Raw genomic sequence first — 25072 nt, 5'->3', positions numbered from 1 at the left:
AGCGCTGGTAGCGCTCCCGCGCGGCCTGGGTCAATGCGGGGTTGCGGGGGGTGTGGTCAGGGCTTGTAGGCCTCGCTCAGCTTGGGCGTCCACTTGCCCTTGTCGACCTCGTAGGCGGTCATCATGGTGTTGGTGGTGTCGCCGTATTCGTCGAACGAGACGGGGCCGGTGACGCCGTCGAACTTGACCTTGCTCATGGCGTCGAGGACTGCCTTGCGGCCGTCGTCGCCCTCGGGGAGCTTGCCGTCGTTGTCCTCGACGGCGATCTTCACGGCCTCGATGATCGACCAGGTGGCGTCGTAGGTGCCGCCCCCGTAGGCCTCGTAGGCGTCCTTGTATCCGGCGGCCTTGTAGTCCGAGATGAACTTCTTGGCGGAGTCGAGCTGCTCGACGGGCTTGCCGACGGAGGTGGCGAGGTCGCCCTGGGACTTCTTGTTGAGGCTGATGAAGTCGGCGCTGTAGATGCCGTCGCCGCCCATGAGGGGGATGTTGACGGAGCCCTTGAGGGACTGGCTCAGGGGTGCGGCTGCGGGGTATTCGCCGCCGTAGTAGACGGCTTCGGCGCCGGTGCTCTTGATCTTGGAGGTGACGGCGTTGAAGTCGCGGTCGTCGGGGTTGATGTTGTCGTTGCCGACGAGCTTCCCGCCGAGCTTCTTGAAGGTGTCCTTGAAGGAGGCGGCGAGGCCTGCTCCGTAGGTCTTCTGGTCGTCGATCGTGTAGACCTTCTTGATCTTCGCCTCGTTGTAGAGGTACTTCGCGGCGAAGGCGCCCTGGATCTGGTCCGTGGTGGCGGTGCGGAAGAAGGTGTCGAACTGGCGCTTGCGGTCGCCCTTCTTCCAGCCGTCGCCCTGGGTCAGTTCGGTGCCCGTGTTGGCGGGGGAGACCTGGGTGAGGCCGGCGTCGGCGAAGGGCTTCTGCATCGACTGGGAGACGTTGGAGTTCAGCGGGCCGACGACGCCCACGACGTCCTTGTTGCCGATGAACTTGCTGGCGTTCTGCTGTCCGACGGACGGCTGTGCCTGGTCGTCGAGCGGCTGGACCTTGAATTCGATGCCGTCGACCACGTTCTCCTTGTTGGCGATCTTGGCCGCAAGGTCGGCGGAATTCCGGATTCCGAGTCCGAGTGCGGAGAGGTCGCCGGTCAGGGGTGCGTCGACACCGATGACGACGGTGGTTTTGCTTCCGCCGCCGCCTTCGCTGCCGCCGTCGTCGTCGCGCGAACCGCAAGCGGTAAGTGTGAGAGCCCCGGTGGTCAACACCGTGGTGAGTATGAGCAAGGAACGGTTTCGCACGATGGGTCCTTTCCCTGGCGCGGCCTCCTCTTGTGTGAGGTGCCGTTGAGATCGCCGGGCCGTACTGGGGGTGGTACAGAGCCGTGCAATTCAGTTCGCGCCCGGCGGCGCGGTGACTGGCCGTGACTCTAAGCGCAGGTGAGGGGGACGGGGAGGAGCTAAGGCCATGATGTGACTCTCTTGTTATGCGAGTCGAAAAGGGGAGGGGGCAGGGCGGACAGAACGGCCCTTTTTGCGGGGTGCCGGAGTGTCCGATGGGTGAGAATTGGCAGTTCTGCTCAGGGGCATGGGGCGATCTTGCTCCTGACGGCGGAATGGAATGCGGGGGGCGGGAATGACGGTTTTGCTCGGCCGTCCGGAGCCTGCGCGGATTGTGTTCGGCGTATTGCGCTGATGTGACAGAGCGTGAGTGCGTCCGAATTCCGGACGCGTTCTCGCGATTTTCGGTCGGGATCCGGACCGTTTCCGGCCGAATTGTGCCCGGTGCGGAGCGTGTCGGGGGTGGAGCCGGGGCGGGGTGGCATGTCCCGGTTCGGCGCGGTCACTGCCAAATGCCCTCCGTGGGCGTGCCGTTGCGGTAGCGCCGCTCGCAGCCCCGCTCGACCTGGCGTTCCATCAGCTTCTCGGCGGCGGTGGTGCCGTGTCGCTGCTGCTCGGCGCGGCCTGCCTCCACGGCGGCAAGCAGGATCGTGTTCTGCCCGTTGGACAGCCCTTTCTGCATGAAGCCGCTGCCCGAGTTCTGCCCGCCGCGCAGCTCCTGCTTCGCCCAGTACGACACCAGGTCGAAACAGATCTCCTCGGGCGAAGTGGTGCGTGGCGCGGGGCTCTTCGCAGGGGCGGACCCGTCGTCGGAGGAGCCCTGGCAGCCCGCGAGCGCCATGGACAGCAGCAGGGCTGCGGTGACGGCGCAGCTGCGTCGGACGCGGCGATGGGGCCGCGCCCGGGGAGCGCCGCGGTGGAGCGCGGATGCCGGCCTCATGCGGTGAACGTAGCGCGCGGGGCCGGTGCCGGTCATGTGGTCCAACACGACGATGGGGCGCACCACTTGAGTGGTACGCCCCATGGGTGCGCCGCCCGGCGCGTCTGCGGCGGGGCGGCCGGCCGCTCAGGACCCGGTGCCGCCGGAGAGGTCGACGTCGCGCAGCATGCAGGTCAGTCGGGCGGTGCAGACCCGCTTGTCCTGCTCGTCGCTGATCACGATCTCGTACGTGGCGGTGGAACGGCCGCGGTGCACGGGGGTGGCGACGCCGGTGACCAGGCCGGAGCGGGCGCCGCGGTGGTGGGTGCAGTTGAGGTCGACGCCGACGGCCAGCTTGCGGGAGCCGCCGTGCAGCATCGAGCCGACCGAGCCGAGGGTCTCCGCGAGCACCGCCGATGCACCGCCGTGCAGCAGTCCGTAGGGCTGGGTGTTGCCCTCGACCGGCATGGTGCCGACCACGCGGTCCGCGGAGGCCTCCAGGATCTGGATGCCCATCCGGGTGCCGAGGTCGCCCGCCGAGAAGAGGGCCGGCAGGTCGAGGCCGAGAGCGGCGTATTCCTCGATGACCTCTTGCGGGAACTTCACGGTGTGCTGCTCGCCCATGGGCTCGGCTCCAGTTCGTCGTCGTACGGCAGTGCGTGTCGACTGCAACGTCTTGACTACCACGGTGGCTGAGCGCGTGCTTAGCGGGGGCGGTGTTCGCCTACGGTGTCAGGCCCGCTCCAGGCCTCAGTTCCGTTCCAGGCCTCAGATGCGCTCCAGGCCTCAGGCCCGCTCCAGGCGGATCACCACGGACTTGCCCGCCGGGGTGTTGCTGGTGTCCGCGGTCGCGTCGAGCGGCACCAGGACGTTGGTCTCCGGGTAGTAGGCCGCCGCGCAGCCGCGGGCCGTCGGGTAGTGGACGACACGGAATCCGGGCGCACGCCGCTCGGTGCCGTCCCGCCACTCGCTGACCAGGTCGACGTACGCACCGTCCTCGACCGAGAGTGCCGCGGCGTCCTCGGGATGGACCAGGACCACTCGGCGGCCGCCCTTGATGCCCCGGTAGCGGTCGTCGAGGCCGTAGATCGTGGTGTTGTACTGGTCGTGCGAGCGCAGGGTCTGCAACAGCAGGCGGCCCTCGGGCAGTTCGGGGTACTCGACGGGGGCTGCCGTGAAGTGGGCGCGGCCGGTCGCGGTGGGGAAGCGGCGCTCGTCGCGCGGGGCGTGCGGCAGGGCGAAGCCGCCGGGGGCGGCCACCCGTGCGTTGAAGTCCTCGAAGCCCGGGACGACTCGGGCGATACGGTCACGGATCGTGGCGTAGTCCTTGGTGAACTCCTCCCACGGCGTGGCGCTGGACTCGCCGAGCACCCGCCGGGCGAGGCGGCACACGATCGCGGGCTCGGAGAGCAGCCGCGGCCCGGCCGGCTCCAGGCGGCCGCGGGAGGCGTGCACCATGCCCATCGAGTCCTCTACCGTCACGAACTGCTCGCCGCCGCCCTGCAGATCGCGCTCGGTGCGCCCGAGCGTCGGCAGGATCAGGGCGCGCGCACCCGTCACCGCGTGCGAGCGGTTCAGCTTGGTGGAGACATGCACGGTGAGCCGGGCGCGGCGCATCGCGGCCTCGGTCACCTCGGTGTCGGGGGACGCCGCGACGAAGTTCCCGCCCATCGCGAAGAACACCTTCGCTTCGCCGTCGCGCAGCGCGCGGATGGCGCGCACCACGTCCAGACCGTGCTCCCGTGGTGGTGCGAAGCCGAACTCCTTCTCCAGGGCGTCGAGGAACGAGTCGGCCGGTCGCTCGAAGATGCCCATCGTGCGGTCACCCTGCACGTTCGAATGGCCGCGCACCGGGCAGACGCCGGCGCCCGGGCGGCCGATGTTGCCCCGCAGGAGCAGGAAATTGACCACCTCGCGGATGGTGGGCACGGAGTGCTTGTGCTGGGTCAGGCCCATCGCCCAGCAGACCACGGTCCGCTCGGAGGCGAGGACCATGCGCAGCGCCTCCTCGATCTCCGCGCGCTGGAGACCGGTGGCGGCGAGCGTCTCGTCCCAGTCCGCGGCGCGGGCCGCCTCGGTGAACTCCTCGTAGCCCTGGGTGTGTTCGGCGACGAAGGTCTCGTCGACGGCGCCTTCCGTCTCGATGATCAGTCTGTTGAGCAGGCGGAAGAGGGCCTGGTCGCCGCCGAGGCGGATCTGCAGGAACAGGTCGGTGAGCGAAGTGCCGCGGCCGGTGAGGCCCTTGGCCGTCTGCGGGTTCTTGAAGCGCTCGAGGCCGGCCTCCGGCAGCGGGTTGACGGAGATGATGCGGGCGCCGTTCGCCTTCGCCTCCTCCAGGGCCGAGAGCATCCGCGGGTGGTTCGTGCCCGGGTTCTGGCCGGCCACGATGATCAGGTCCGCGCGGTGCAGGTCCTCGAGCAGGACGCTGCCCTTGCCGACCCCGATCGTCTCGGTGAGGGCCGAACCGGACGACTCGTGGCACATGTTGGAGCAGTCCGGCAGGTTGTTCGTACCGAACTCGCGGGCGAAGAGCTGGTACAGGAACGCCGCCTCGTTACTGGTGCGGCCCGAGGTGTAGAAGACGGCCTCGTCGGGCGAGCCGAGTGCGTCGAGCTCCTCGGCGACGATGTCGAAGGCACGCTCCCACGACACCGGTTCGTAGGCCTCGGCGCCTTCGGCCAGATATACGGGCCGGGTGAGGCGGCCCTGCTGGCCGAGCCAGTAACCGCTGCGGCCCGCGAGGTCGGCGACCGGGTGCGCGGCGAAGAACTCCGGTGTCACCCGGCGCAGGGTGGCTTCCTCGGCGACCGCCTTCGCGCCGTTCTCACAGAACTCCGCGCGGTGGCGGTGCTCGGGCTCCGGCCAGGCGCAGCCGGGGCAGTCGAAGCCGTCCTTCTGATTGACGCGGAGCAGGGTGAGGGCCGTGCGGCGCACGCCCATCTGCTGCCTGGCCATACGCAGGGTGTGGCCGACGGCGGGCAGGCCGGCGGCCGCGTGCTGAGGCTCCTCGACCTCCGGCGCATCCTGCACGGGGTCACCGAACGGGGGCTTGCCTGCCATCACCGCACTCCTTCGCACCCTCACTCCCGGCCCGCCCCTGCGCGGTCCGGCCGCCTGTCTCCGATCCTCCCACGCGGCACCGACAGGGCCATGGGGTACGCCGGGTGCGCCCACGGGGCCCGGTCCGCAGCCGGTCACGGGTGCAGGGGGGGAGCGCACGGCGGGTGCCCGCGAGCCCGGGGTGGGCCCGACTGTCAGTGGGGCGTGGCAGGATCGTGGACGTGGCAGAGACAGCATCGAAGAAGACCCCCGCCCGAGACGAGAAGCGAGACGAGAAGCGCCCTCGCCTGATGCTCATGGACGGGCATTCCCTGGCGTACCGGGCGTTCTTCGCGCTGCCCGCGGAGAATTTCACCACCGCGACGGGCCAGCCGACGAACGCCATCTACGGCTTCGCGTCGATGCTGGCGAACACCCTGCGCGACGAGGAGCCCACCCACTTCGCGGTGGCCTTCGACGTCTCCCGCAAGACCTGGCGCTCCGAGGAGTTCACGGAGTACAAGGCGAATCGCTCCAAGACCCCCGACGAGTTCAAGGGCCAGGTCGAGCTGATCGGCGAGCTCCTCGACACCATGCACGCCGACCGGTTCGCGGTCGACGGCTTCGAGGCCGACGACATCATCGCGACCCTCGCCACCCAGGCCGAGGCCGCCGGCTTCGAGGTCCTGGTGGTGACGGGAGACCGCGACTCGTTCCAGCTGGTCAGCGAGCACGTGACCGTCCTCTACCCGACCAAGGGCGTCTCCGAGCTGACCCGCTTCACACCGGAGAAGGTCTTCGAGAAGTACGGCCTCACCCCCAGCCAGTACCCGGACTTCGCCGCCCTGCGCGGCGACCCCTCGGACAATCTGCCGGGCATCCCCGGCGTCGGCGAGAAGACCGCGGCGAAGTGGATCAACCAGTTCGGTTCGTTCGCCGAGCTCGTCGAGCGCGCCGAGGAGGTCAAGGGCAAGGCGGGCCAGAATTTCCGGGACCACCTGGAGGCCGTCAAGCTGAACCGCCGCCTGACCGAGATGGTCAAGGACGTCGACCTGCCCCGCACCGTCGAGGACCTGCGCCGCGAGCCGTACGACCGCAAGGGCGTGGCCGCCTTCCTTGACACCCTGGAGATCCGCAACCCGTCGCTGCGCGAGCGCCTCCTCGCCGTCGACCCGGGCGCCGAGGAGGCCGGCGACAGCGCACCGCCCGCCGAGGGCGTGGAGATCGACGGCAAGGTCCTCGCCACGGGCGAGCTCACCGCCTGGCTCGAAGAGCACGGCAAGGCGGTCCTGGGCATGGCCACGGTCGACACCTGGTCGCTCGGCACGGGTACGGTCACCGAGGTCGCGCTCGCCGCGGCCGGCGGCGCGGCCGCCTGGTTCGACCCGTCCCAGCTGGACGCGGCCGACGAGAACGCCTTCGCCGGATGGCTCGCCGACCCGGCCAAGCCGAAGGTCCTGCACAACGCGAAGAACGTCCTGCGGGTCTTCGCCGAGCACGGCTGGACGGTCGAGGGCGTCGGCATGGACAGCGCGCTCGCCGCCTATCTGGTCAAGCCGGGCCGCCGCTCCTTCGCACTCGACGCGCTCTCCCTGGAGTATCTGGGCCGCGAGCTGGCCCCGGCCTCCGCGGGCGACGGACAGCTCGCCTTCGGCGCCGACGAGGCGGCCGAGGCGGACGCCTTGATGCATCAGGCCCGCACCGTGCTCGACCTGGGCACCGCGTTCGGCGAGCGTCTGAAGGAGGTCGGCGCGGGCGATCTGCTGACCGACATCGAGCTGCCCACCTCGGCGCTGCTCGCCCGGATGGAGCGGCACGGCATCGCCGCGGACCGGCCCCATCTGCAGTCCATGGAGCAGCAGTTCGCGGGCGCGGTGCAGCAAGCCGTGCAGGAGGCGCACGACGCCGCGGGCCACGAATTCAATCTGGGCTCGCCCAAGCAGCTCCAGGAGGTCCTCTTCGGTGAGCTCGGCCTGCCCAAGACCAAGAAGACCAAGACGGGCTTCACCACCGACGCCGACGCTTTGGCCTGGCTCGCCGCCCAGACGGACAACGAACTGCCGGTCATCATGCTCCGCCACCGCGAGCAGGCCAAGCTCCGCGTCACGGTCGAGGGCCTGATCAAGACCATCGCGGCGGACGGCCGGATCCACACCTCCTTCAGCCAGACCGTCGCCGCCACGGGCCGCCTCTCCTCCACCGACCCCAATCTGCAGAACGTCCCGGTGCGCACCGACGAGGGCCGCGCCATCCGCCGCGGCTTCGTCGTCGGCGAGGGCTTCGAATCCCTGATGACCGCGGACTACAGCCAGATCGAGCTCCGCGTGATGGCCCACCTCTCCGAGGACGAGGGCCTGCTCGAGGCCTTCACCTCCGGCGAGGACCTGCACACCACGGTCGCATCGCAGGTCTTCGGCGTCGAGCGGTCCGCGGTCGACGCGGAGATGCGGCGCAAGATCAAGGCCATGTCGTACGGGCTGGCGTACGGTCTGTCGGCCTTCGGCCTGTCCCAGCAGCTCGGCATCGAGGCGGCCGAGGCGCGCGGCCTGATGGACACCTACTTCGAGCGGTTCGGCGGGGTCCGGGACTATCTGCGCCGAGCCGTCGACGAGGCCCGCGCCACGGGGTACACGGCGACGATGCTCGGCCGCCGCCGATACCTGCCGGATCTGAACAGTGACAACCGCCAGCGCCGCGAGGCCGCCGAGCGGATGGCGCTGAACGCGCCGATCCAGGGCACCGCGGCGGACATCGTCAAGATCGCCATGTTGAACGTGGACGGGGCGCTGCGTGCGGCGGGGCTCACGTCGCGGCTGCTGCTCCAGGTCCACGACGAAGTCGTCCTGGAGATCGCGCCGGGCGAGCGGGGCGAGGTAGAGGAGCTCGTGCGCCGCGAGATGTCCGGAGCGGTCACGCTGCGAGCGCCGCTGGACGTCTCCGTCGGAGTGGGCCGGGACTGGGAGTCCGCCGCGCACTAGCCCCTTCGGGGCGCGCTTTACCCGTCAGACCTCGGGCCCTTCCGCCCGTCCGGCTCCCTTCCAGCCCGTCCGGCGTTTGAGGACATCTTGAAGCCGCAGCTTCGAGCTCGAGCAGCGTCAGGCTCAAAGATGTCCTCAAACGCCGGACGGGCTGAAACTGGGAAACCGCAGGTCACCCGGACGGACGCCGAGTCCGGGCCCCCCGCGCCCATGGGCGCGATCGTGGGGGACATGCCCCTTCGCATACGCAGCTGGCACCCCGCCGTGGCCGGCGCCACCCTCGCGGCGAGCGTGCTGCTCGTACCGATATCCGCCGTGGCGGCAGACGCCCAGGCCGGCCGCCGCGCGGCCACCGCAGCCACCTGCCGCTTCGCCCGCGCCCCGTACCTCGCCGCCCGGACGTCCCGTGACGTCCGGGCGGCGCTGTCGTACGCACCGGGCGGCGGCCCCTCCGGGACGCACGAGGCACGCAGCGACCTGTGGTGCGCGATCGAGGAGAGCAGACGGCACGAGGCACAGAGCGTCGTGCGGGTGATCGTCACCGAGACCGTGCTGCGCAAGGCGGACGACGTCAGACGCCGAATCAACGACCTCAAGGAGCTCGACGGCCGCCCCGTGGCGCCGAGTTCGAGCAGTGCCTCCAGCCGGCGCGCACGGCCCGACGACGACGCCGACCACCCCGAACACCGCTACCACGACCGGCTCTTCCGCCTCGTGACCATCACAAGTCGACTGCTGAGGCGCGTCTACGGCAGGTCCGCCGCCGAGTTCGGACGCGTCGCACTGTGGGGACTTCCGGGTGAACGTGTGGGCGCCCGGCGGGAGTCCAACCGGTAAAAACCAGGCGGGAACGGGTGTCTGCGCGGCGGAAGTTGTCGTAGTGTCGCCTGGGTGTGCGCTGGGGAGCGCACGAGGCGGACCGGGAGGGGAACATTCGCATGGCAGCGGTATTCGGCCGGCGGCTACGCAAGACGACGGTGACCGCCGCGGTCGCAGCCGCGGCGGTGGCGGCCCTCTCGGCCTCCCAGGCGCCGGGCCTGACGGACACCCCGCAGGGCAGAAAGTCCACCAGCGACTCCTCGAGGCCTTCGGGCGACGACTCCGCGACGGGCGACTCCCCGTACTACACCGACCTGCCGCCCCTGAAGTCGCCCAAGCCGCCGGGTGACGGTGGCAAGGCGAGCCCGGGCGAGGCGGAGGCCGGAATCCCGGCGACCGTCCTCGACGCGTACAAGAAGGCCGAGTCGGCGCTGCGCGAGGCCAGGCCCGGCTGCAATCTGCCGTGGCAACTGCTCGCGGCCATAGGCAAGGTGGAGTCCGGCCAGGCCCGCGGCGGCAAGGTGGACAGGGACGGCACCACCCTGTCCCCGATACTCGGCCCGCAGCTGAACGGCGACGGCTTCGCCAAGATCACCGACACCGACGGCGGCGCCTACGACGGCGACACCACCCACGACCGTGCCGTCGGGCCCATGCAGTTCATCCCGCAGACCTGGTCCAACTGGGGCAAGGACGGCAACAAGGACGGCAAGAAGGACCCCAACAACATCTACGACGCGGCCCTCGCGGCCGGCCACTACCTCTGCGGCGACGGCCGCGACCTGGCGTCCACCGCCGACCTGCACCGCGCGATCCTCAGCTACAACCGCTCGCAGGAATACCTCAACACCGTCCTGACCTGGCTCGAGTACTACCGCAAGGGCACCCACGAGGTCCCGGACGGCACCGGCGTACAGCCCGACGACCGCAGCGACGCGAAGCGTCCGGGCGCGGCCGGCCCGTCGCCGAGCCCGTCACCGGGCAAGGGCTCCGGCGGTCCGTCCCCGAGCCCCGGCGGTTCCGGGAAGCCCGGCGGCGGAGGCGGTTCCGGCAAGCCGGGCGGTGGCGGCGGCGGTTCCGAGACCCCGGGCGGCGGCGGAGGCGGCGGTGGATCCGAGTCGCCGAGCCCCGGACCCGCCGACCGGGTGGCCGCACTCGAGGCCGCCTCCACGGGCGAGTTGACGGCCACCGAAGGCACCACCTTCGCCACCCGCCCGTCCGTCACCGCGCACGACGCCAAGGGCGCCGGGGTGACGAACGTCAAGGTGAAGTTCACCCTGGTCGGCGACACGGACACCCGGTTCGACGGCGGCGCGACCAGCGCCACCGTCACCACGGTGGCCGGCGGCCGGGCCATCGCTCCCGCACTCGAAGCGGGCGAGCAGACGGGCGAGTTCACGATTCGCGCCAAGGTCGTCGGCCGCACCCTGGCCGGCGTCGACCAGACCGCGAAGGTGACCGCGCGCCAGGCGGACGCCCTCGCACGGACCAGCGACAAGGCACTGACCTGCAAGCCGGGCGGTGAATTCGCCGACGCCGTCGAGGTGAAGGCGACCCTCGACGGCAAGGCCGCCGCCGGAGTCGAGGTCTCCGCCACCATGATCAAGGGCGCGGACGACGCCGAAGTCAACGACAAGGGCCCGTACTTCAAGGACGCCGAGGGCAAGACCCTGCGCACCCTGAAGGGCCTCGAGACCGATGTGAACGGCGTCCTGAAGCTCCCGAAGATCTACGCCGACGACACCGCAGGCACCCACCTGCTGCGCCTGACCGCGATCGGCGGCGGCACGATCACCGTCGAGCTCGAGATCGCCTAGAGGGAGACGCCCCCTGGGCCATCCTTGGGTTCCATGAACGACATCGAAGCCGAACTCGACGACTACCTCACTCGCTACGCCGGCACCCTCACCTCGTACGACTCCCGGGCCGCGGCCGAGCTGTGGGGCAGCCCCGGCATGATCCTCAACGACCAGCAAGGTGCCGGCGTTGTGGAGTCCCGCGAGGCCATGGCCGCCGGGCTGGAGCAGTCCTACCCCGTCTACCGCCGGCTCGGCCTCGCATCCGTCGGATACGAACGCCTCGGCCATCAACAGCTCAGCGACGCCATCTTCCTCGTCCGCGTGCGCTGGCTCTTCTACGACAGCGACGGCACCGAAATGACCGACAGCTTCGCCGCCTACATCCTGCGCCGCGGAGAAGAAGGGCTCCGAGCGTTCGTCTGCGTCCCCGCCGACGACGCGGAAAAGCTCCAAGCCCTCGCGGACAAGAAGGGCGTCAACCTCTTCGAGTAGTTCTCCGGCGCATCCCCCAGGCGCAGCACGCCCACCGCCCCCGGACCCCACCAGGTCCGGGGGCGGTGCAACGTGTTCTCATCTCGTCCCCGTGTTGCTACGGTGCCTCAGCCCTGACGCCGTATCAGATCCGGGAGGCCGAGCATGCGCGCCCTCATCGCCGCAGCAGTCGGTCTTGCCGCCGCGTTCGCCCTCGTCCTGACCATCACGGCCGTGGGAGCGCCGCCCGGCGAGACCTCGCCCGAACCGCTGCTGACCACCGTGCCCGAGCACCCGTAGGGAGGGCCGCCGCGATGCGCCGCAAGGCCAGTCTGATCCTGCTCGCGTTCGCCGTGTTCTTCACGGCGCTCTCGCCCCTGATGCGCTGGTACGCCTTCCCCCGCCTGGCGAAGATCCCGCCGAGCCAGTACCAGACCATGGTGCTCGAGGCGAAGCCCGCCACCCTCGTCGACTACGGCACGATGAAGCCGAAGAAGGTCGACAGGCTGACCATCGTGCAGACCCTCAAGGGCAACGTCGAGGAATCCGAGAAGATCGAGAAGTCCGCCGACCGCGATGTGGTCGTCTGGGACGCGCAGACCTACGTCGAGGGCCCCGACAAGAAGATGGTCTCCAAGATCCCCGAGCGCTACATCTTCGATGCCCACAGTCAGGACCCCGTACACGCCAGTGGGGAGTCGGCCGACGGGCATCCGGTCAAGCGCGAGGGCATCGAGTTCAAGTGGCCGTTCCTGACCGAGAAGCGGGACTACACCTACTTCGACGCGCGCACCCGCACCTCCGCACCGATCCACTACAAGGGGGAGCAGACCTTCCGCGGCGTCGACGTCTACTACTTCGAGCAGACCATTCCGTGGACCAAGGTCGACTTCCCCAGCGTCATGCCTGTGGAGGGCATCGACCCAAGGACGCTGGAGAAGGAGTCGGGCACCACGATGTGGTACACGACGGTCCGCAAGTTCTGGGTCGAGCCCACCACCGGCGCCCCCGTCTACGGCGAGGAGGAGCACAAGGAGGAGATGCGCGGCGGCACCCTCATCGGGGAGGGACGCGACAAGGTCACCGCCTTCTCCGGCCATGTGAAGATGCGTGAGGACTTCATCGAGTCCACGGTCGACCTGGTGAAGTCCCAGCGGATCCTGGTCCTGCTGCTCACCAGCTACCTGCCCTGGGGATTCCTCGTCCTCGGCGCCGGACTGCTCGCCCTGTCCCTCGTCCTCGAAGCCCGCAGTCGGCGCCCCGGCGATCCACCGGCCGATCCCAGCCGCAGCCCGGAACCGGAACCGGCAGCCGCCTGACCTCACACGCGCCGCCAGCACTCGGACCCGCCTGCCGGTCGCTCAGCCGCGGCCGCGCCCCTCGAGGCGAGCCTTGGTGTGCCGGGTCGGCTCCGCCTCGGCCGGATGCTCAGGCCAGGGATGCTTCGGATAGCGCCCGCGCAACTCCGCCCGCACACCGCGATAGCCGTCCCGCCAGAACGACGCCAGGTCCGCGGTGACGGCCGCGGGCCGGCCCGCCGGCGACAGCAGATGCACCACAACCGGAACGCCGGCGACCTCGGGTGTCCCGGCCGCACCGAACATCTCCTGCAGCTTCACCGCGAGCACCGGCCGCTGCGGATCGGTGTAGTCGAGGCGGATCCGGGAACCGCTCGGCACCTCGATACGCTCCGGCGCCAACTCGTCGAGCCGCGCCGCCTCACCCGTCGCCCAGGGCAGCAGCCGCCGCAACGCCTGGCCCGCATCGATTCGCCCCAGGTCCGCCCGCCGCCGGGACCGGGACAGCTCCGGCTCCAACCAGTCGTCCACGCGCGCGTGCAGCGCATCCTCGGACACGTCGGGCCAGGGCTCCCCGATCTGCTCGTGCAGGAACGCAAGCCGCCGGCGCAGCTCCTCGGCGTCCCGGGACCAGCGCAGCAGCCCGGTGCCCTCCGCCCGCAGCCCGTCGAGCAGCGCCGCCCGCACCTCCGCGGCGCCCGGGTCGGCGAGCGGACGTACGGTCAACTCCACGGCGCCCAGGCGCTCCACCCGGCGCGCCAGCACATCGCCGCCGGCCCAAGCCACCTCCCGTACCTCCTCGTGGAGGGCGCCCGCGGCGGTACGGGCGATGTCCTCGTCGACGACCGCGCCGAGCCGTACGCGCGCGTGGGCGCTGCCCGTCGGACGGTCGGCCACGGCCACCGCGATCCACTCGGCGCCGTGCAGCACGGAACCGGACGCGACCTCCGCGCCGGTGCCGGACACCATCAGATGGCCGCCGCCCCTGCGCCGCGCAAGCCGCTCGGGGAAGGCCAGCGACACCACGATTCCGGCCGCCCGGTCGTCGCCCGAGCCGCCGTGCGAGGCCGCACCGGCCTGCGGACCGCCGCCACCTCCCGCCAGGTTCGTCTCGAGGCGGCGGGCCTCCGTACGCCAGCGACTGCCGTAACCGTCACGGCCCGCGCGTGCCGCGCGGAGGCAGGAGGCGAGGTCGTCGCCGTACTCGCGCGGCGGCTCCTCGCTCAGCAGCGCCACCACCTCGGCGGCCCGCCGCGCACCCACCTCGCGCGCGCCGTCGAGCAGCGCCCGCGCGAGCCGCGGATGCAGGCCCAACCGGGCCATCCGTACGCCCCGTTCGGTAACCCGGCCCGAACCGTCCACGGCCCCGATCGTCGTCAGCGTCTCGCGCGCCACGGCCATCGCACCGGCCGGCGGCGGGTCGAGCAGCGCGAGCCCCGCGGCGTCCGGATCGCCCCAGCACGCGGCCTGCAGGGCGAACGCCGTCAGATCGGCCACCCGGATCTCCGGCAGCGGGAACCGCGCCAGACGACCGTCCTCGGCCTCTGACCAGCAGCGGTACACCGTGCCGGGCGCCTCACGGCCCGCCCGCCCCGCCCGCTGCCGTCCGGCCGCCGCCGACGCCCGCACTGTGGTCAGCGCGCTCAGACCTCGCGCATGGTCGATGCGCGGCTCGCGGGCCAGGCCGGAGTCCACCACGATCCGCACCCCCGGCACGGTCAGGCTCGACTCGGCGACCGACGTGGCAAGGACCACCCGCCGCCGCCCGGACGCAGTGAGCACCGCGTCCTGCACGGCGGCCGAAGCCCGGCCGTGCACCTGCAGCACCTCGACCCCGTCCAGGCCGCCCAACTGCCCCGCAACCCGCCCGATCTCACCGACACCGGGCAGGAAGCAGAGCACATCGCCCTCCCGCTCCGCGAGCGCCCTGCGCACCACCGACGCGACATGCGCCAGGAGCGCCGGATCCACCCGCATCCCGTGCGGCGGCCGCACCGGCCTGGCCGGCGGCGCCCAAGCGACCTCCACCGGATGCGCGACACCCGCCGCCTCGACCACGGGCACGTCACCGAGCAGCCGCGCCCACCCCTCGGCGTCCGTGGTCGCCGACGCCGCCACCAGGCGAAGCTCCGGGCGCAGCGTCCCGCGTACGTCGAGCAGGAACGCGGCCACCGTGTCGGCGTCCAGATGCCGCTCGTGGCACTCGTCCAGGACGACCGTGTCGACGCCGGTCAACTCCTGGTCCCGCTGCAGCCGTTGCAGCAGCACCCCCGTCGTGACGACCTCCACGCGCGTGCGGGGGCCGACCGCCCGCTCGCCGCGCACCGTGAAGCCGACGCTCTCGCCGACCCGTTCACCGAGCAGCCAGGCCATCCGCCGGGCCGCGGCCCGCGCGGCGATCCGCCGCGGCTCGGCCACCACCACACGGTGCGCGGGCCCGGCCCCGGTCAGACCGGCGAGCTCGAGCGGCACGAGCGTCGTCTTGCCGGTGCCGGGCGGTGCGCAGAGCACCGCGCCACCCCCGTCGTCGAGCGCCGCGCGCAGGGCGGGCAGCGCACTGCGTACGGGCAGCCGGCCGAGGTCGTCGTAGCGGATCACACCCCAAGTCTCCCGGACGCCGAAGCCGCGCCGACGGCTGCACCCGGCCGGCCGGTCAGCCCGTCGCCGTCTCCTGCCGCTCGCAGACGAAGATCGCCGTGCCGGGGATCAGCCCGCCGCGCAGCGGAGACCAGCCGCCCCACTCCTGCGTGTTCCATGCGGGCCATTCCGGTTCCACCAGATCCACCAGGCGGAATCCGCCCGCGACCACGTCCCGCACCCAGTCGCCGATCGTGCGGTGGTGTTCCACATAGACCGCGCGGCCCTGCTCGTCCTGCTCGACGTACGGCACCCGGTCGAAGTAGGAGGCGCTGATCGAGAGGCCCTCGGGTCCGGGCTCGTCCGGGAACGCCCACCGGATGGGATGCGACACCGAGAACACGAACCGCCCGCCGGGCCGCAGCACCCGGCGCACCTCCCGCAGCACCAGCTCCGCATCGGCGACGAACGGCAGCGCGCCGTACGCCGAGCACGCCAGGTCGAAGGAGCCGTCCGCGAAGGGCAGCCCGCCTGCGTCCGCCTGCACGAGACCCACCGTGTGGTCGCGGTTCAGGAGGTCGTCGATCCGCAGGGCGTGCTGCAGCTGCCGGTGCGAGAGGTCGAGCGCCACCGGGCGGGCGCCCTGGGCGGCCAGCCAGCGCGAGCACTGCGCCGCACCCGCGCCGATCTCCAGGACGCGGCGGTCCTGCAGGTCCTCGACCGGGCCGAGGAGGCCGGCCTCCACCTCGTCCAGGCCCTCCGGTCCCCACACGAAGCGGTCGTCGCCGAGGAACGTGCCGTGCTCCTGCTGGTACTCGTCGGCGTTCCCGTCCCACCAGCCGCGATTGGCCCGACTGCTCTCGGCGACACCCGCGCTGCGCCGCGTCGCCACGGGCTCGGCGGCCTCCGAGTCCACAAGGGGCAGCCCGTGCGTCCCGGACCTCTCGTGCGTCCCGGACCTGTCGTGCGTCTCGGACTCTTGGATGATCGGCTCCATCGTCGTACTCTCAGCTCGAAACCGGCGGCCGTCGACCGCCGTGGGGCACAGGGTGACAGTGTGCTCCACGCCGGGTGGCGCGGGCGCCGAGAGTGACCTGTGCCGGGTATGCGGCGATCCGCCCCGGGTGTGCGCCTTCGCGCATTGACCCTGCCCGACGGCCCCCGTATGCTACAAGTTGCGCTGCGGGCCTGCGCTCCTCAGACAGAGCAGGGCGCGCTCGCATCTGTTGTATGTCCCCTCGGTCGTCGAGGCGCTGATGGACTTTCCCGGGAAATCTCCCTGGCAGGACCGCGCCTTTCACACTGTCCGGCTTCTGCAGAGCGAAACGGGCTCCCGGCGTAGCAGTACCTACGACTCACCGTCCGTACCGGAGCCCTTTCCCACATGACGAGCAGCACCGAGACCACCGCCACCACTCCGCAGGTAGCGGTCAACGACATCGGTAACGAGGAAGCCTTCCTCGCCGCGATCGACGAGACGATCAAGTACTTCAACGACGGCGACATCGTCGACGGCGTCATCGTGAAGGTCGACCGGGACGAGGTCCTGCTCGACATCGGTTACAAGACCGAAGGCGTCATCCCCTCCCGCGAGCTTTCGATCAAGCACGACGTCGACCCCAACGAGGTCGTCGCCGTGGGCGATGAGATCGAGGCCCTGGTTCTCCAGAAGGAGGACAAGGAAGGCCGTCTCATCCTGTCCAAGAAGCGCGCTCAGTACGAGCGTGCCTGGGGCACGATCGAGAAGATCAAGGAAGAGGACGGGATCGTCACCGGTACCGTCATCGAGGTCGTCAAGGGTGGTCTCATCCTCGACATCGGCCTCCGCGGCTTCCTCCCGGCCTCCCTGGTCGAGATGCGCCGCGTCCGCGACCTCCAGCCCTACGTGGGCAAGGAGCTCGAGGCGAAGATCATCGAGCTGGACAAGAACCGCAACAACGTGGTCCTGTCCCGCCGCGCCTGGCTGGAGCAGACCCAGTCCGAGGTCCGCCAGACGTTCCTCACCACCCTGCAGAAGGGCCAGGTCCGCTCCGGCGTCGTGTCCTCCATCGTCAACTTCGGTGCCTTCGTGGACCTGGGTGGCGTCGACGGTCTGGTGCACGTCTCCGAGCTCTCCTGGAAGCACATCGACCACCCCTCCGAGGTTGTCGAGGTCGGCCAGGAAGTCACCGTCGAGGTCCTCGACGTGGACATGGACCGCGAGCGCGTCTCCCTGTCGCTCAAGGCCACGCAGGAAGACCCGTGGCAGCAGTTCGCCCGGACCCACCAGATCGGTCAGGTCGTCCCCGGCAAGGTCACCAAGCTCGTTCCGTTCGGTGCGTTCGTCCGCGTCGACGAGGGCATCGAGGGCCTGGTGCACATCTCCGAGCTGGCCGAGCGCCACGTGGAGATCCCGGAGCAGGTCGTCCAGGTCAACGACGAGATCTTCGTCAAGGTCATCGACATCGACCTCGAGCGTCGCCGCATCAGCCTCTCGCTGAAGCAGGCCAACGAGGCCTTCGGTGCCGACCCGTCCGTCGTCGAGTTCGACCCGACGCTGTACGGCATGGCCGCGTCCTACGACGACCAGGGCAACTACATCTACCCGGAGGGCTTCGACCCCGAGACCAACGACTGGCTCGAGGGCTACGAGACCCAGCGCGAGGCCTGGGAGACCCAGTACGCCGAGGCGCAGCAGCGCTTCGAGCAGCACCAGGCCCAGGTCATCAAGTCCCGCGAGGCCGACGCCCAGGCCGAGGCCGAGGGTGCGGCCGCGCCCGGCGGTGCGGCCCCGGCGCCCTCCGGTGGCGGTAACGCCGGCGGCGGTTCGTACTCCTCGGAGACCACGGACAACTCCGGCGCCCTCGCCTCCGACGAGGCCCTGGCCGCGCTCCGCGAGAAGCTCGCGGGTGGCCAGAGCTGACGACGGCTGACGGCCGGCGGCAGCCAGTAGCACACTGAGGCCCGCACCCTTCGGGGTGCGGGCCTTCGTGCTGCCCGCTTCTGCCCTTCCGCGGCGCAACTCCCGTACGCCTCGCGTGCGATGAGGACTCTGCCCGCATGCCCGGGGCGGGAATGCGGACGGGCCGCTGCGTGTTCTTCGGGGGGAACACGAGGAGGAGCGGTCACAGTGCTTGATCCCAAGGGTTTGTACGCATGGGAGCCGAAGGGCCTCGCCGTCGTCGACATGGCGCTGGCGCAGGACTCGGCCGGACTCGTCATGCTCTACCACTTCGACGGATACATCGACGCGGGCGAGACGGGTGACCAGATCGTCGACAAGCTGCAGGACTCTCTCCCCGGTCAGGCCGTCGCCACCTTCGACCACGACCGGCTGATCGACTACCGCGCCCGCCGTCCGCTGCTCACCTTCGAGCGGGACAGCTGGACCCACTACGAGGTGCCGGAGCTCACCGTGCGCTTGGTGCAGGACGCCACCGGCGCACCGTTCCTGCTGCTCTCCGGTCCCGAGCCGGACGTGGAGTGGGAGAGGTTCGCGAGGGCCGTGGAGCAGATCGTGGAGCGGCTCGGAGTGCGCCTCGCGGTCAACTTCCACGGCGTCCCGATGGGCGTGCCGCACACCCGCCCGGTCGGACTCACCCCGCACGGCAACCGCACGGACCTGATCCCCGGCCACCGCAGCCCCTTCGACGAGGCCCAGGTGCCGGGCAGCGCGGCGGCCCTCATCGAGTACCGGCTGATCGAAGCGGGCCACGACGTGCTCGGCGTCGCCGCACACGTACCGCACTACATCGCGCGCTCCGCCTACCCGGACGCCGCCCTGACCGTCCTGGACGCCGTCACCTCCGCGACCGGCCTCGTACTGCCCTCGGTGGCGCATGCGCTGCGCACCGAGGCGCACCGCACCCAGACCGAGATCGACCGCCAGATCCGGGAGGGCGACGAGGAGTTGGTGACCATGGTCCAGGGCCTTGAGCACCAGTACGACGCCGCGGCCGGAGCCGAGACCAGGGGGAACATGCTGGCGGAGCGGGTCGACATCCCCTCCGCCGACGAGATCGGCCAGGAATTCGAGCGGTTCCTGGCGGAGCGGGAGGGCGACGGCTGAGCGGCCGCGGGATGCGCAGGGGCCGGCCCATGGGCAGTCCCTGGCCCCGCGGCTAAGCTGCCGGGCATGCTGAAAGTTGGCCTGACCGGCGGAATCGGTGCCGGTAAGAGTGAGGTGTCCCGGCTGCTCGACTCCTACGGAGCGGTCCTCGTCGACGCCGACCGGATCGCCCGCGAAGTGGTGGAGCCGGGCACCCCCGGTCTGGCCGCGGTCGTCGCGGCGTTCGGCGAGGAGATCCTGACGCCCGACGGCGCCCTCGACCGGCCCAGGCTCGGGTCCGTCGTCTTCGCCGACCCCGAGCGCCTGTCCGTACTCAACGGCATCGTGCATCCACTCGTCGGCGCACGCTCCGCCGAACTGGAGGCCGCCGCGCCGCCGGACGCCGTGGTGGTGCACGACGTCCCGCTGCTCGCCGAGAACGGCCTTGCCCCCCTCTACGACCTGGTGGTCGTCGTCGACGCCTCGCCCGCCACCCAGCTGCACCGCCTGGTGCAGCTGCGGGGCATGAGCGAGCAGGACGCCCGGGCCCGGATGGCCGCGCAGGCGGACCGCGAGAAGCGGCTCGCCGTCGCGGACGTGGTCATCGACAACGACGGCCCGCTCGAGGCCCTCGAACCGCAGGTGCGGGCCGTCTGGGAGGACCTCGTCCAGCGGGCCAGGACCGGCCCCGCAGACGCAGCGGAATAGCCCGGAAGACCGGCTGGTTGAAGGGGGCAATCAAGGAAGGATGCGCTCGTGTCCCAGAGCTTCAGCCGTACCCCCGAGACGGACATCATCGACTACCGGTCGGCCGAGCACCTGCTCGCCGCCCGTGATCCGCGCGGTGCGATCAAGCTGCTCGACGAGGTGATCGGCCAGCACCCGGAGAGCACCGCGGCCCGCCTGCTGCGCGCTCGGGCCTTCTTCGCCGCTGCCCAACTGCGGGCCGCCGAGCTGGAGTTCACCATCGTCCTGGAGCGCGAGCCGGACAACGCGTTTGCGCACTTCGCGCTCGCCCGCACCTTCGAGCGGGCGAACCGTCCGGATCAGGCCAAGCGGCACTTCCGCCTCGCCGCCGCACTCGATCCGCAGCCCGAGTACGTCACCGCGGCCAGGTTCGAGCAGACGTGAGCCCACGCAGGACCCCGCCACGGCGGGACGGACGCTGAACAGGCCGGAATGCGGAGTGCACTCCCTCCCGGTCAGCGGTCCGTCCCGCCGTGGTCCGGTTCGTAGGGCGGTACGTCACGGCCGGGCTGGTAGTGCGGGCCCTGCCGGATGTGCCGTACCACCAGGACCAGGTCGACCGTGACGATCAGCCAGAGGATCCCGCAGGCCAGCGCCCAGCCGGGCCGGCCGACCAGGGCGAAGGCGACCGTCCCGCCGGCGGTCCAGATCAGGCCCCACACGCTGAGCCAGAAGCGCATACGCAGGGCACTGCGTGCGGTGACGGGTTCACTGCCTGTACGCATCGGTGCTCATCTCCCGCTGCCGGCTTCCCCCTCCATGATTCACCCGGTGGCCGCGAACCCCCAACACGCACGGTGCCTCAATGCCGGAACGGCCCGGTGACCTCGTAGGTGATGCCACCGGAGCCGGTGCGCTCGCCGCTGGTGCCGCGCTGCGAGGAGAAGTACAGCCGGCTTCCGTCGGGGGAGAAGGCCGGTCCGGTGATCTCCGATTCCGACTGGTCGTCCAGGCGCAGCACCGGGGCGACGACGCCGTCCGGAGTGATGATGTTGATCTCCATGTTGCCGCCGTCCTCCGCGACATAGAGGTCGCCCGCCGTGCTGCCGGTGACGTTGTCGACGCCGTCGAGCGGGCCGCCGCCGCTGTAGACGGCCGTCACGGTCTGCGCGCGCGTGTCGTACGCCCATACCGAGCGGTCGCCCTTGGCGGTGAAGTAGCAGACGCCGTCCGCGTAGTGGCAGCCTTCGCCGCCGTCGAAGTGGCGGGCCTCGTCCACCTGGTGGCGGGTCTGGACCAGGGGCGCGTCCGGATCGGGGACCTCGCGCCACTCCACCGAGTCGCCGCCGGTCGAGCAGAGCACCTCGAGCCGTCCCGCGGTCAGATCGCCCCAGGTGTCCGGCGTGTAGCGGTACAGACAGCCGTCGTCCTCGTCCTCGGTGAGGTACACGACCTCGTGGTCCGGGTCGCAGGCGGCGGCCTCGTGCTTGAAGCGGCCCATCGCGTGATGGGAGCGCGCCGGCACTTCGCCGTACGGGTCGGTCTCGAAGACCCGGCCGCGGTGGATCTCCTCGCAGGACAGCCAGGTGTGCCACGGTGTGGCGCCGCCCGCGCAGTTGAGGTTGGTACCGGACAGGATGCGGTACGCGTCCGAGACGCTGCCGTCGGCCGTGAAGCGGAGCGCCGACACCCCGCCGATCAGCGGAAGTTCGGAGTTCGACACATAGATCCAGCCGTCACCGTCCGGGAAGCAGGCTCCGCCGTCGGGCGCCGAGTGCCACAGGATGCCGCCGACCGAGTGCAGCGACTTCGCGACGATGCGGCCGGTGAATCCGGCGGGCAGGGCGAGCCCGTTGCCGTCCGGTGCGCCCAGCGGTCCGTACGGGCTCTCGGCGGCGGCCGGCCGGGCCGGTGCATCGGCGGCGGCCTGCTGCCAGAGCGCGCCGGAGAAGGCGACGGCTCCGGCTCCGGCGGTGACGATGCGCAGGAAGGTGCGGCGTTGCAGCGGCATGGGGGCCTCTCCGTCAGGGGGCGGGCAGGGCGGTGCAGGGGGCGCCGCCGCATACATCGATGACCCGCCCGGTGGTCAGGAAGGTGGCCTTCTGCTGACGGGCGGACGGCATGTTGCGGGGATCCTCGTGCGGGTCGGCGCCGTGACCCGGTTCGCCGGGCGGGGTGTTGGACAGGGGCGGGGTCGGTGTGCCGCTGTCCCAGACGACCATCGCCGAGCCCTGGTACGGCAGTCGGGCCGGACGGATGCCCCAGTGCGGGACCCGGTCGGGGCTGCGGCCGTCGGCCAGGGCTGGGGTGACGAGCCGGGCGCCGATGGTGCGGGCCTGTACATCGGCGGCGATGTTCGCGACCTGGTGGTCGCCGTACGCGATGTGCATCAGGACCGACTTGGGCGGGGAGTGGCCACCGGTGCGGTCGCCCGGGCGGCCGCGGGCGCCGGTCAGCACGCTCGCGTAGCCGTTGGTCTCGCCGCGGTCCCAGACCATCTGGTAGAGCCCGAGCACCAGTTGCTGTCGGAGCCGGTCCGGGTACGCCACGTCGAGGATCTGCTGGAACGGCGCGAAGTCGGCGCTGCGGTTGAGCAGCAGGCTGTAGTTCATGCCCGTCACGCCCAGCACGCCGCGCTCGATGTCGGGTGATGCGGCGACCAGGGCACCGCCCAGGATGCCGCCCTGGCTGTTTCCGTCGTACGCCAGGCCCTGCCGGGTGTCGAGCAGGGGACGTCCACCGGGGGAGCGGAACGCGGGATCGCGGGTGAGCCCCTGCGGGTGGATCAGTGCGCGCCCGAGGAACTGGGCGCCGAGCATGCCCTGTTGGGAGCGTTCGGGCACGGACGGGAAGAGGTTCATGTCGGACAGGGCGCCGACGACGACCGGGATGTCGTCCTCGGCCATGCCGATCCAGTCGGTGGCGCAGAACGTGAAGTTGTGTTCGCCGGCCATCGCCTTGACGTTGCCCGCGCCGACCTCGTTCCGGCTGCCCAACAGTCCGTGCCCGTACAGCGACGCGCTCGAGGGGGTGGTGAACGCGGAGCGCGGGATCTCGCAGCGGAACTCGGCGCGCTGGGTCCGGCCCGGCAGCCGGCGCGGGCTGCCGTCCCGGCCGCGGTGGAAGACCGAACCGGGCGGGCCGCCCGGCAGATCGAGATAGCTCGGCACCGTGACATGCCCGGTGACCTCGCGCGCGATCAGCGGGTCGTCCCCCGCGGTGAAGTCCTCGACCCCGGTGACCTGGAACTGCGGTGCGCGGGAGCCGAGTTCACCGAACGCCTGGTCGCGCACGGAGTACAGGTCACCGGTCAGATTCGCTTCGCTCGCCACCGTGAAGTCCCAGGCCAGATGCAGTCCTTCGGTGCGGACGCCGGCGCGGCGCAGCTCGTGCAGGACCGGTCGCAGCTGCCGCTGACGCTCGTACAGCGGATGGCTGCGCGGCAGGCGGGCACCGGCGGCCAGAGCGAACGGCTCGGGCGCGGGCAGCGCGCGGCCGGCGGAGTCCTTCATGCCGCGCAGCGCGACCAGATAGCGGTGTCCGGGCCGGAAGTTGCGTGCGGGGTGGATCAGCAGCGCCTGCCGGTCGCCGCTCGTGGCGTTCGCGTCCGCCTCGACCCAGTACGGGTGGCGGCGGCCGGTGGTGGCGTCGATCAGGACCACCGGGGCTGCGCGGTCCAGGGAACGCCCGATGTCGGTGATCGGGGCGGCGCCGGTGGCCGCCAGGTCGAGGCCCGGCACATGAGCGGTCACGGTCGAGCCCGGGGAAAACCCGTCGGAGCGGTTCCACGGCGCCGGATCGACCGGGCGCCCGAGGACGGGCCGGGGCAGTACATCGCCGCGGAACGCGACCCGGCGGCCGGTCTCGGTGCCCGGATCGCGGCGCGTGTACCAGTCGTTGGGGAACGGCAGCAGGCACTCGGAAGCGGTCAGCGGATCGCAGCCGCCGGGGCGTGCGGCACCGGCCTGCTGCGGCGAAGCGGCCGAGGGACGGTCGCCGGCCTGCGCGGGCTGCGCGAGTGCCGGACCGGTCGCGGCGAGGACCGCCGCGAGCAGCGTCGTCAGGAGCCGGTGCCGCATCGGATCAGCTCCCGGCCAGGTGTTCGGCGATCAGCCGGGCGTAGTTCTCCTCGCCCCGCCGGTTGGGATGCAGCGGTGCGGCTGCCGCAGTCGGTACGTATCCCTCGACCCACTTGTCGGAGGGTTTCCGGCAGGCGTCGTGGCCCTCGCTCGGGGTGGCCAGGTCCACGTACTCGGCGCCGTGTGCCGCGGAGGACGCGGCCATCACGTCGTTCAGACGGTTCACGTTGCCCTGCAGATAGTCGGCGTCCACGCCGAGCACCGGCTGGTACGGGAAGCAGCCGCCCGGCTTGATGTACAGGCCGTAACCGGCCACCACGACACGGGCGTCGGGCGCCTTGGCGGTGATCGTGTCGAGTACCGCGTCCAGCGCGGGGCGGAAGGCGTCGACGCGCTCGGCGACCTGGTCCACGCCGCCCTCGGTGAACTTCTCCTTGCAGGGCGTCGCGTTCGGGTCGAGGGTCTGGCAGTCCTGGGCCACGCCGACCAGTCCCGCGTCGTTGCCGCCGATGGTGAGGGTGACCAGGGTGGTGTCCGGTCCGAGCGCGTCGAACTGCGGCGGCGCCTCGCCCATCGGCACGTCGAGGAGTTCCAGCTTCTGCGGGGTCGTCATGTGGTCGCTCTTCGCTCCGCTGCAGGTGACGTCCCGCAGTTCGGCGACGCCCAGGGTGGCGGCCAGTTCGTGCGGATAGTTGTGCGTGGAGCGGCCGCAGGCCAGCGGGCCGGTCGGGCTCGGGATCAGCGGGCCGGCCGGCATGGAGTCCCCGAGGGCCACGTACACCTCCCCCTCGGCCGGCCGGGCACGCTCCTCGGCCGCCGCGGGTGCGGCGAGCGTGCCCGCGGCGAGCGCGGCCAGCGCGGCGCCACCGGCCAGGTTCCTGACGGTTCGACAAATCCCCGTGCGGTACGTCGAGTTCATGGTGGGCTCCCGGCGTCGTGGAATGTCCGCCGGTCACTATGCAGATTCCCGCACCGCTCTTTAACTGGTGGGTAACGCAGATTTATCGGGGGGCCTTTGTGATGCGTGACAAGGACGGCGCGAGAGCAC

Annotated in this window: 20 protein-coding genes; 10 read left to right on the top strand and 10 right to left on the bottom strand. The window is 71.1% G+C overall.

The window, feature by feature from the left end; all coding sequences use genetic code 11:
* Positions 1-56: 56 nt before the first annotated feature.
* The 4 genes from DY218_RS18435 to DY218_RS18420 all read right to left on the bottom strand — a co-directional run bounded on the left by DY218_RS18435 (position 57) and on the right by DY218_RS18420 (position 5310).
* Positions 57-1277, bottom strand: a complete 1221-nt coding sequence (locus DY218_RS18435; protein WP_128557166.1) for a branched-chain amino acid ABC transporter substrate-binding protein — start codon at positions 1275-1277, stop codon at positions 57-59.
* A gap of 556 nt (positions 1278-1833) precedes the next feature.
* Complete coding sequence (locus tag DY218_RS18430; RefSeq protein WP_128557160.1) at positions 1834-2271, bottom strand: hypothetical protein; 438 nt, start codon at positions 2269-2271, stop codon at positions 1834-1836.
* Positions 2272-2397: 126 nt separating this feature from the next.
* Positions 2398-2874 carry a PaaI family thioesterase gene (locus DY218_RS18425; protein ID WP_128557159.1) on the bottom strand — a complete coding sequence of 159 codons (477 nt, stop codon included), beginning with the start codon at positions 2872-2874 and terminating at the stop codon, positions 2398-2400.
* A 162-nt stretch (positions 2875-3036) separates the two neighbouring features.
* Positions 3037-5310, bottom strand: coding sequence for an FdhF/YdeP family oxidoreductase (locus DY218_RS18420; RefSeq protein ID WP_128557158.1), 2274 nt, complete (start codon positions 5308-5310; stop codon positions 3037-3039).
* A 221-nt stretch (positions 5311-5531) separates the two neighbouring features.
* Between DY218_RS18420 and polA the strand changes: the two genes are divergently transcribed.
* The 6 genes from polA to DY218_RS18390 all read left to right on the top strand — a co-directional run bounded on the left by polA (position 5532) and on the right by DY218_RS18390 (position 12675).
* Positions 5532-8267, top strand: coding sequence for a DNA polymerase I (gene polA, locus DY218_RS18415; RefSeq protein ID WP_128557157.1), 2736 nt, complete (start codon positions 5532-5534; stop codon positions 8265-8267).
* A gap of 231 nt (positions 8268-8498) precedes the next feature.
* Positions 8499-9104, top strand: a complete 606-nt coding sequence (locus DY218_RS18410) for a hypothetical protein (protein ID WP_128557156.1) — start codon at positions 8499-8501, stop codon at positions 9102-9104.
* 101 nt (positions 9105-9205) lie between these two features.
* Positions 9206-10903, top strand: a complete 1698-nt coding sequence (locus DY218_RS18405; RefSeq protein WP_128557155.1) for a lytic transglycosylase domain-containing protein — start codon at positions 9206-9208, stop codon at positions 10901-10903.
* A 33-nt stretch (positions 10904-10936) separates the two neighbouring features.
* On the top strand, positions 10937-11377 hold the full coding sequence (locus tag DY218_RS18400; protein ID WP_128557154.1) for a hypothetical protein: 441 nt from the start codon (positions 10937-10939) through the stop codon (positions 11375-11377).
* 144 nt (positions 11378-11521) lie between these two features.
* Positions 11522-11656 carry an SPW_0924 family protein gene (locus DY218_RS18395; RefSeq protein WP_128557153.1) on the top strand — a complete coding sequence of 45 codons (135 nt, stop codon included), beginning with the start codon at positions 11522-11524 and terminating at the stop codon, positions 11654-11656.
* A 14-nt stretch (positions 11657-11670) separates the two neighbouring features.
* Positions 11671-12675, top strand: a complete 1005-nt coding sequence (locus tag DY218_RS18390; protein WP_128557152.1) for a DUF3068 domain-containing protein — start codon at positions 11671-11673, stop codon at positions 12673-12675.
* 42 nt (positions 12676-12717) lie between these two features.
* Here the strand turns inward: DY218_RS18390 and hrpB are convergent, their stop codons facing one another.
* Entirely contained in the window at positions 12718-15252 is a 2535-nt protein-coding gene (gene hrpB, locus DY218_RS18385; RefSeq protein WP_128557151.1) for an ATP-dependent helicase HrpB, read from the bottom strand.
* Between the two features lie 55 nt (positions 15253-15307).
* Positions 15308-16228, bottom strand: coding sequence for a class I SAM-dependent methyltransferase (locus tag DY218_RS18380; RefSeq protein ID WP_128557150.1), 921 nt, complete (start codon positions 16226-16228; stop codon positions 15308-15310).
* Positions 16229-16615: 387 nt separating this feature from the next.
* Between DY218_RS18380 and rpsA the strand changes: the two genes are divergently transcribed.
* From rpsA to DY218_RS18360, 4 genes are all read left to right on the top strand, one after another.
* The gene (gene rpsA, locus DY218_RS18375; protein ID WP_128557149.1) at positions 16616-18133 is read left to right on the top strand and encodes a 30S ribosomal protein S1; all 1518 of its coding nucleotides are present in this window, start codon (positions 16616-16618) and stop codon (positions 18131-18133) included.
* A gap of 207 nt (positions 18134-18340) precedes the next feature.
* On the top strand, positions 18341-19279 hold the full coding sequence (locus tag DY218_RS18370) for a PAC2 family protein (RefSeq protein ID WP_128557148.1): 939 nt from the start codon (positions 18341-18343) through the stop codon (positions 19277-19279).
* 66 nt (positions 19280-19345) lie between these two features.
* Entirely contained in the window at positions 19346-19966 is a 621-nt protein-coding gene (gene coaE, locus DY218_RS18365; protein WP_128557147.1) for a dephospho-CoA kinase, read from the top strand.
* A 48-nt stretch (positions 19967-20014) separates the two neighbouring features.
* A complete protein-coding gene (locus tag DY218_RS18360) occupies positions 20015-20389 on the top strand; it encodes a tetratricopeptide repeat protein (RefSeq protein ID WP_128557146.1) in 375 nt (124 codons plus the stop codon).
* Positions 20390-20460: 71 nt separating this feature from the next.
* Here the strand turns inward: DY218_RS18360 and DY218_RS18355 are convergent, their stop codons facing one another.
* The 4 genes from DY218_RS18355 to DY218_RS18340 all read right to left on the bottom strand — a co-directional run bounded on the left by DY218_RS18355 (position 20461) and on the right by DY218_RS18340 (position 24943).
* Complete coding sequence (locus tag DY218_RS18355; protein ID WP_128557145.1) at positions 20461-20730, bottom strand: DUF6343 family protein; 270 nt, start codon at positions 20728-20730, stop codon at positions 20461-20463.
* 77 nt (positions 20731-20807) lie between these two features.
* Positions 20808-21956, bottom strand: coding sequence for an alkaline phosphatase PhoX (locus tag DY218_RS18350; RefSeq protein ID WP_128557144.1), 1149 nt, complete (start codon positions 21954-21956; stop codon positions 20808-20810).
* A gap of 13 nt (positions 21957-21969) precedes the next feature.
* Positions 21970-24024 (bottom strand): hypothetical protein, encoded by a 2055-nt coding sequence (locus DY218_RS18345; RefSeq protein ID WP_128557143.1) that lies wholly within the window; start codon positions 24022-24024, stop codon positions 21970-21972.
* A 4-nt stretch (positions 24025-24028) separates the two neighbouring features.
* Positions 24029-24943 (bottom strand): SGNH/GDSL hydrolase family protein, encoded by a 915-nt coding sequence (locus DY218_RS18340; RefSeq protein WP_128557142.1) that lies wholly within the window; start codon positions 24941-24943, stop codon positions 24029-24031.
* Positions 24944-25072: the final 129 nt, after the last annotated feature.

Origin of the sequence: Streptomyces triticagri (assembly GCF_003429565.1) — a bacterium.
Lineage (GTDB): Bacteria > Actinomycetota > Actinomycetes > Streptomycetales > Streptomycetaceae > Streptomyces > Streptomyces triticagri.
This window is presented reverse-complemented; position numbering and strand designations above follow the sequence as displayed.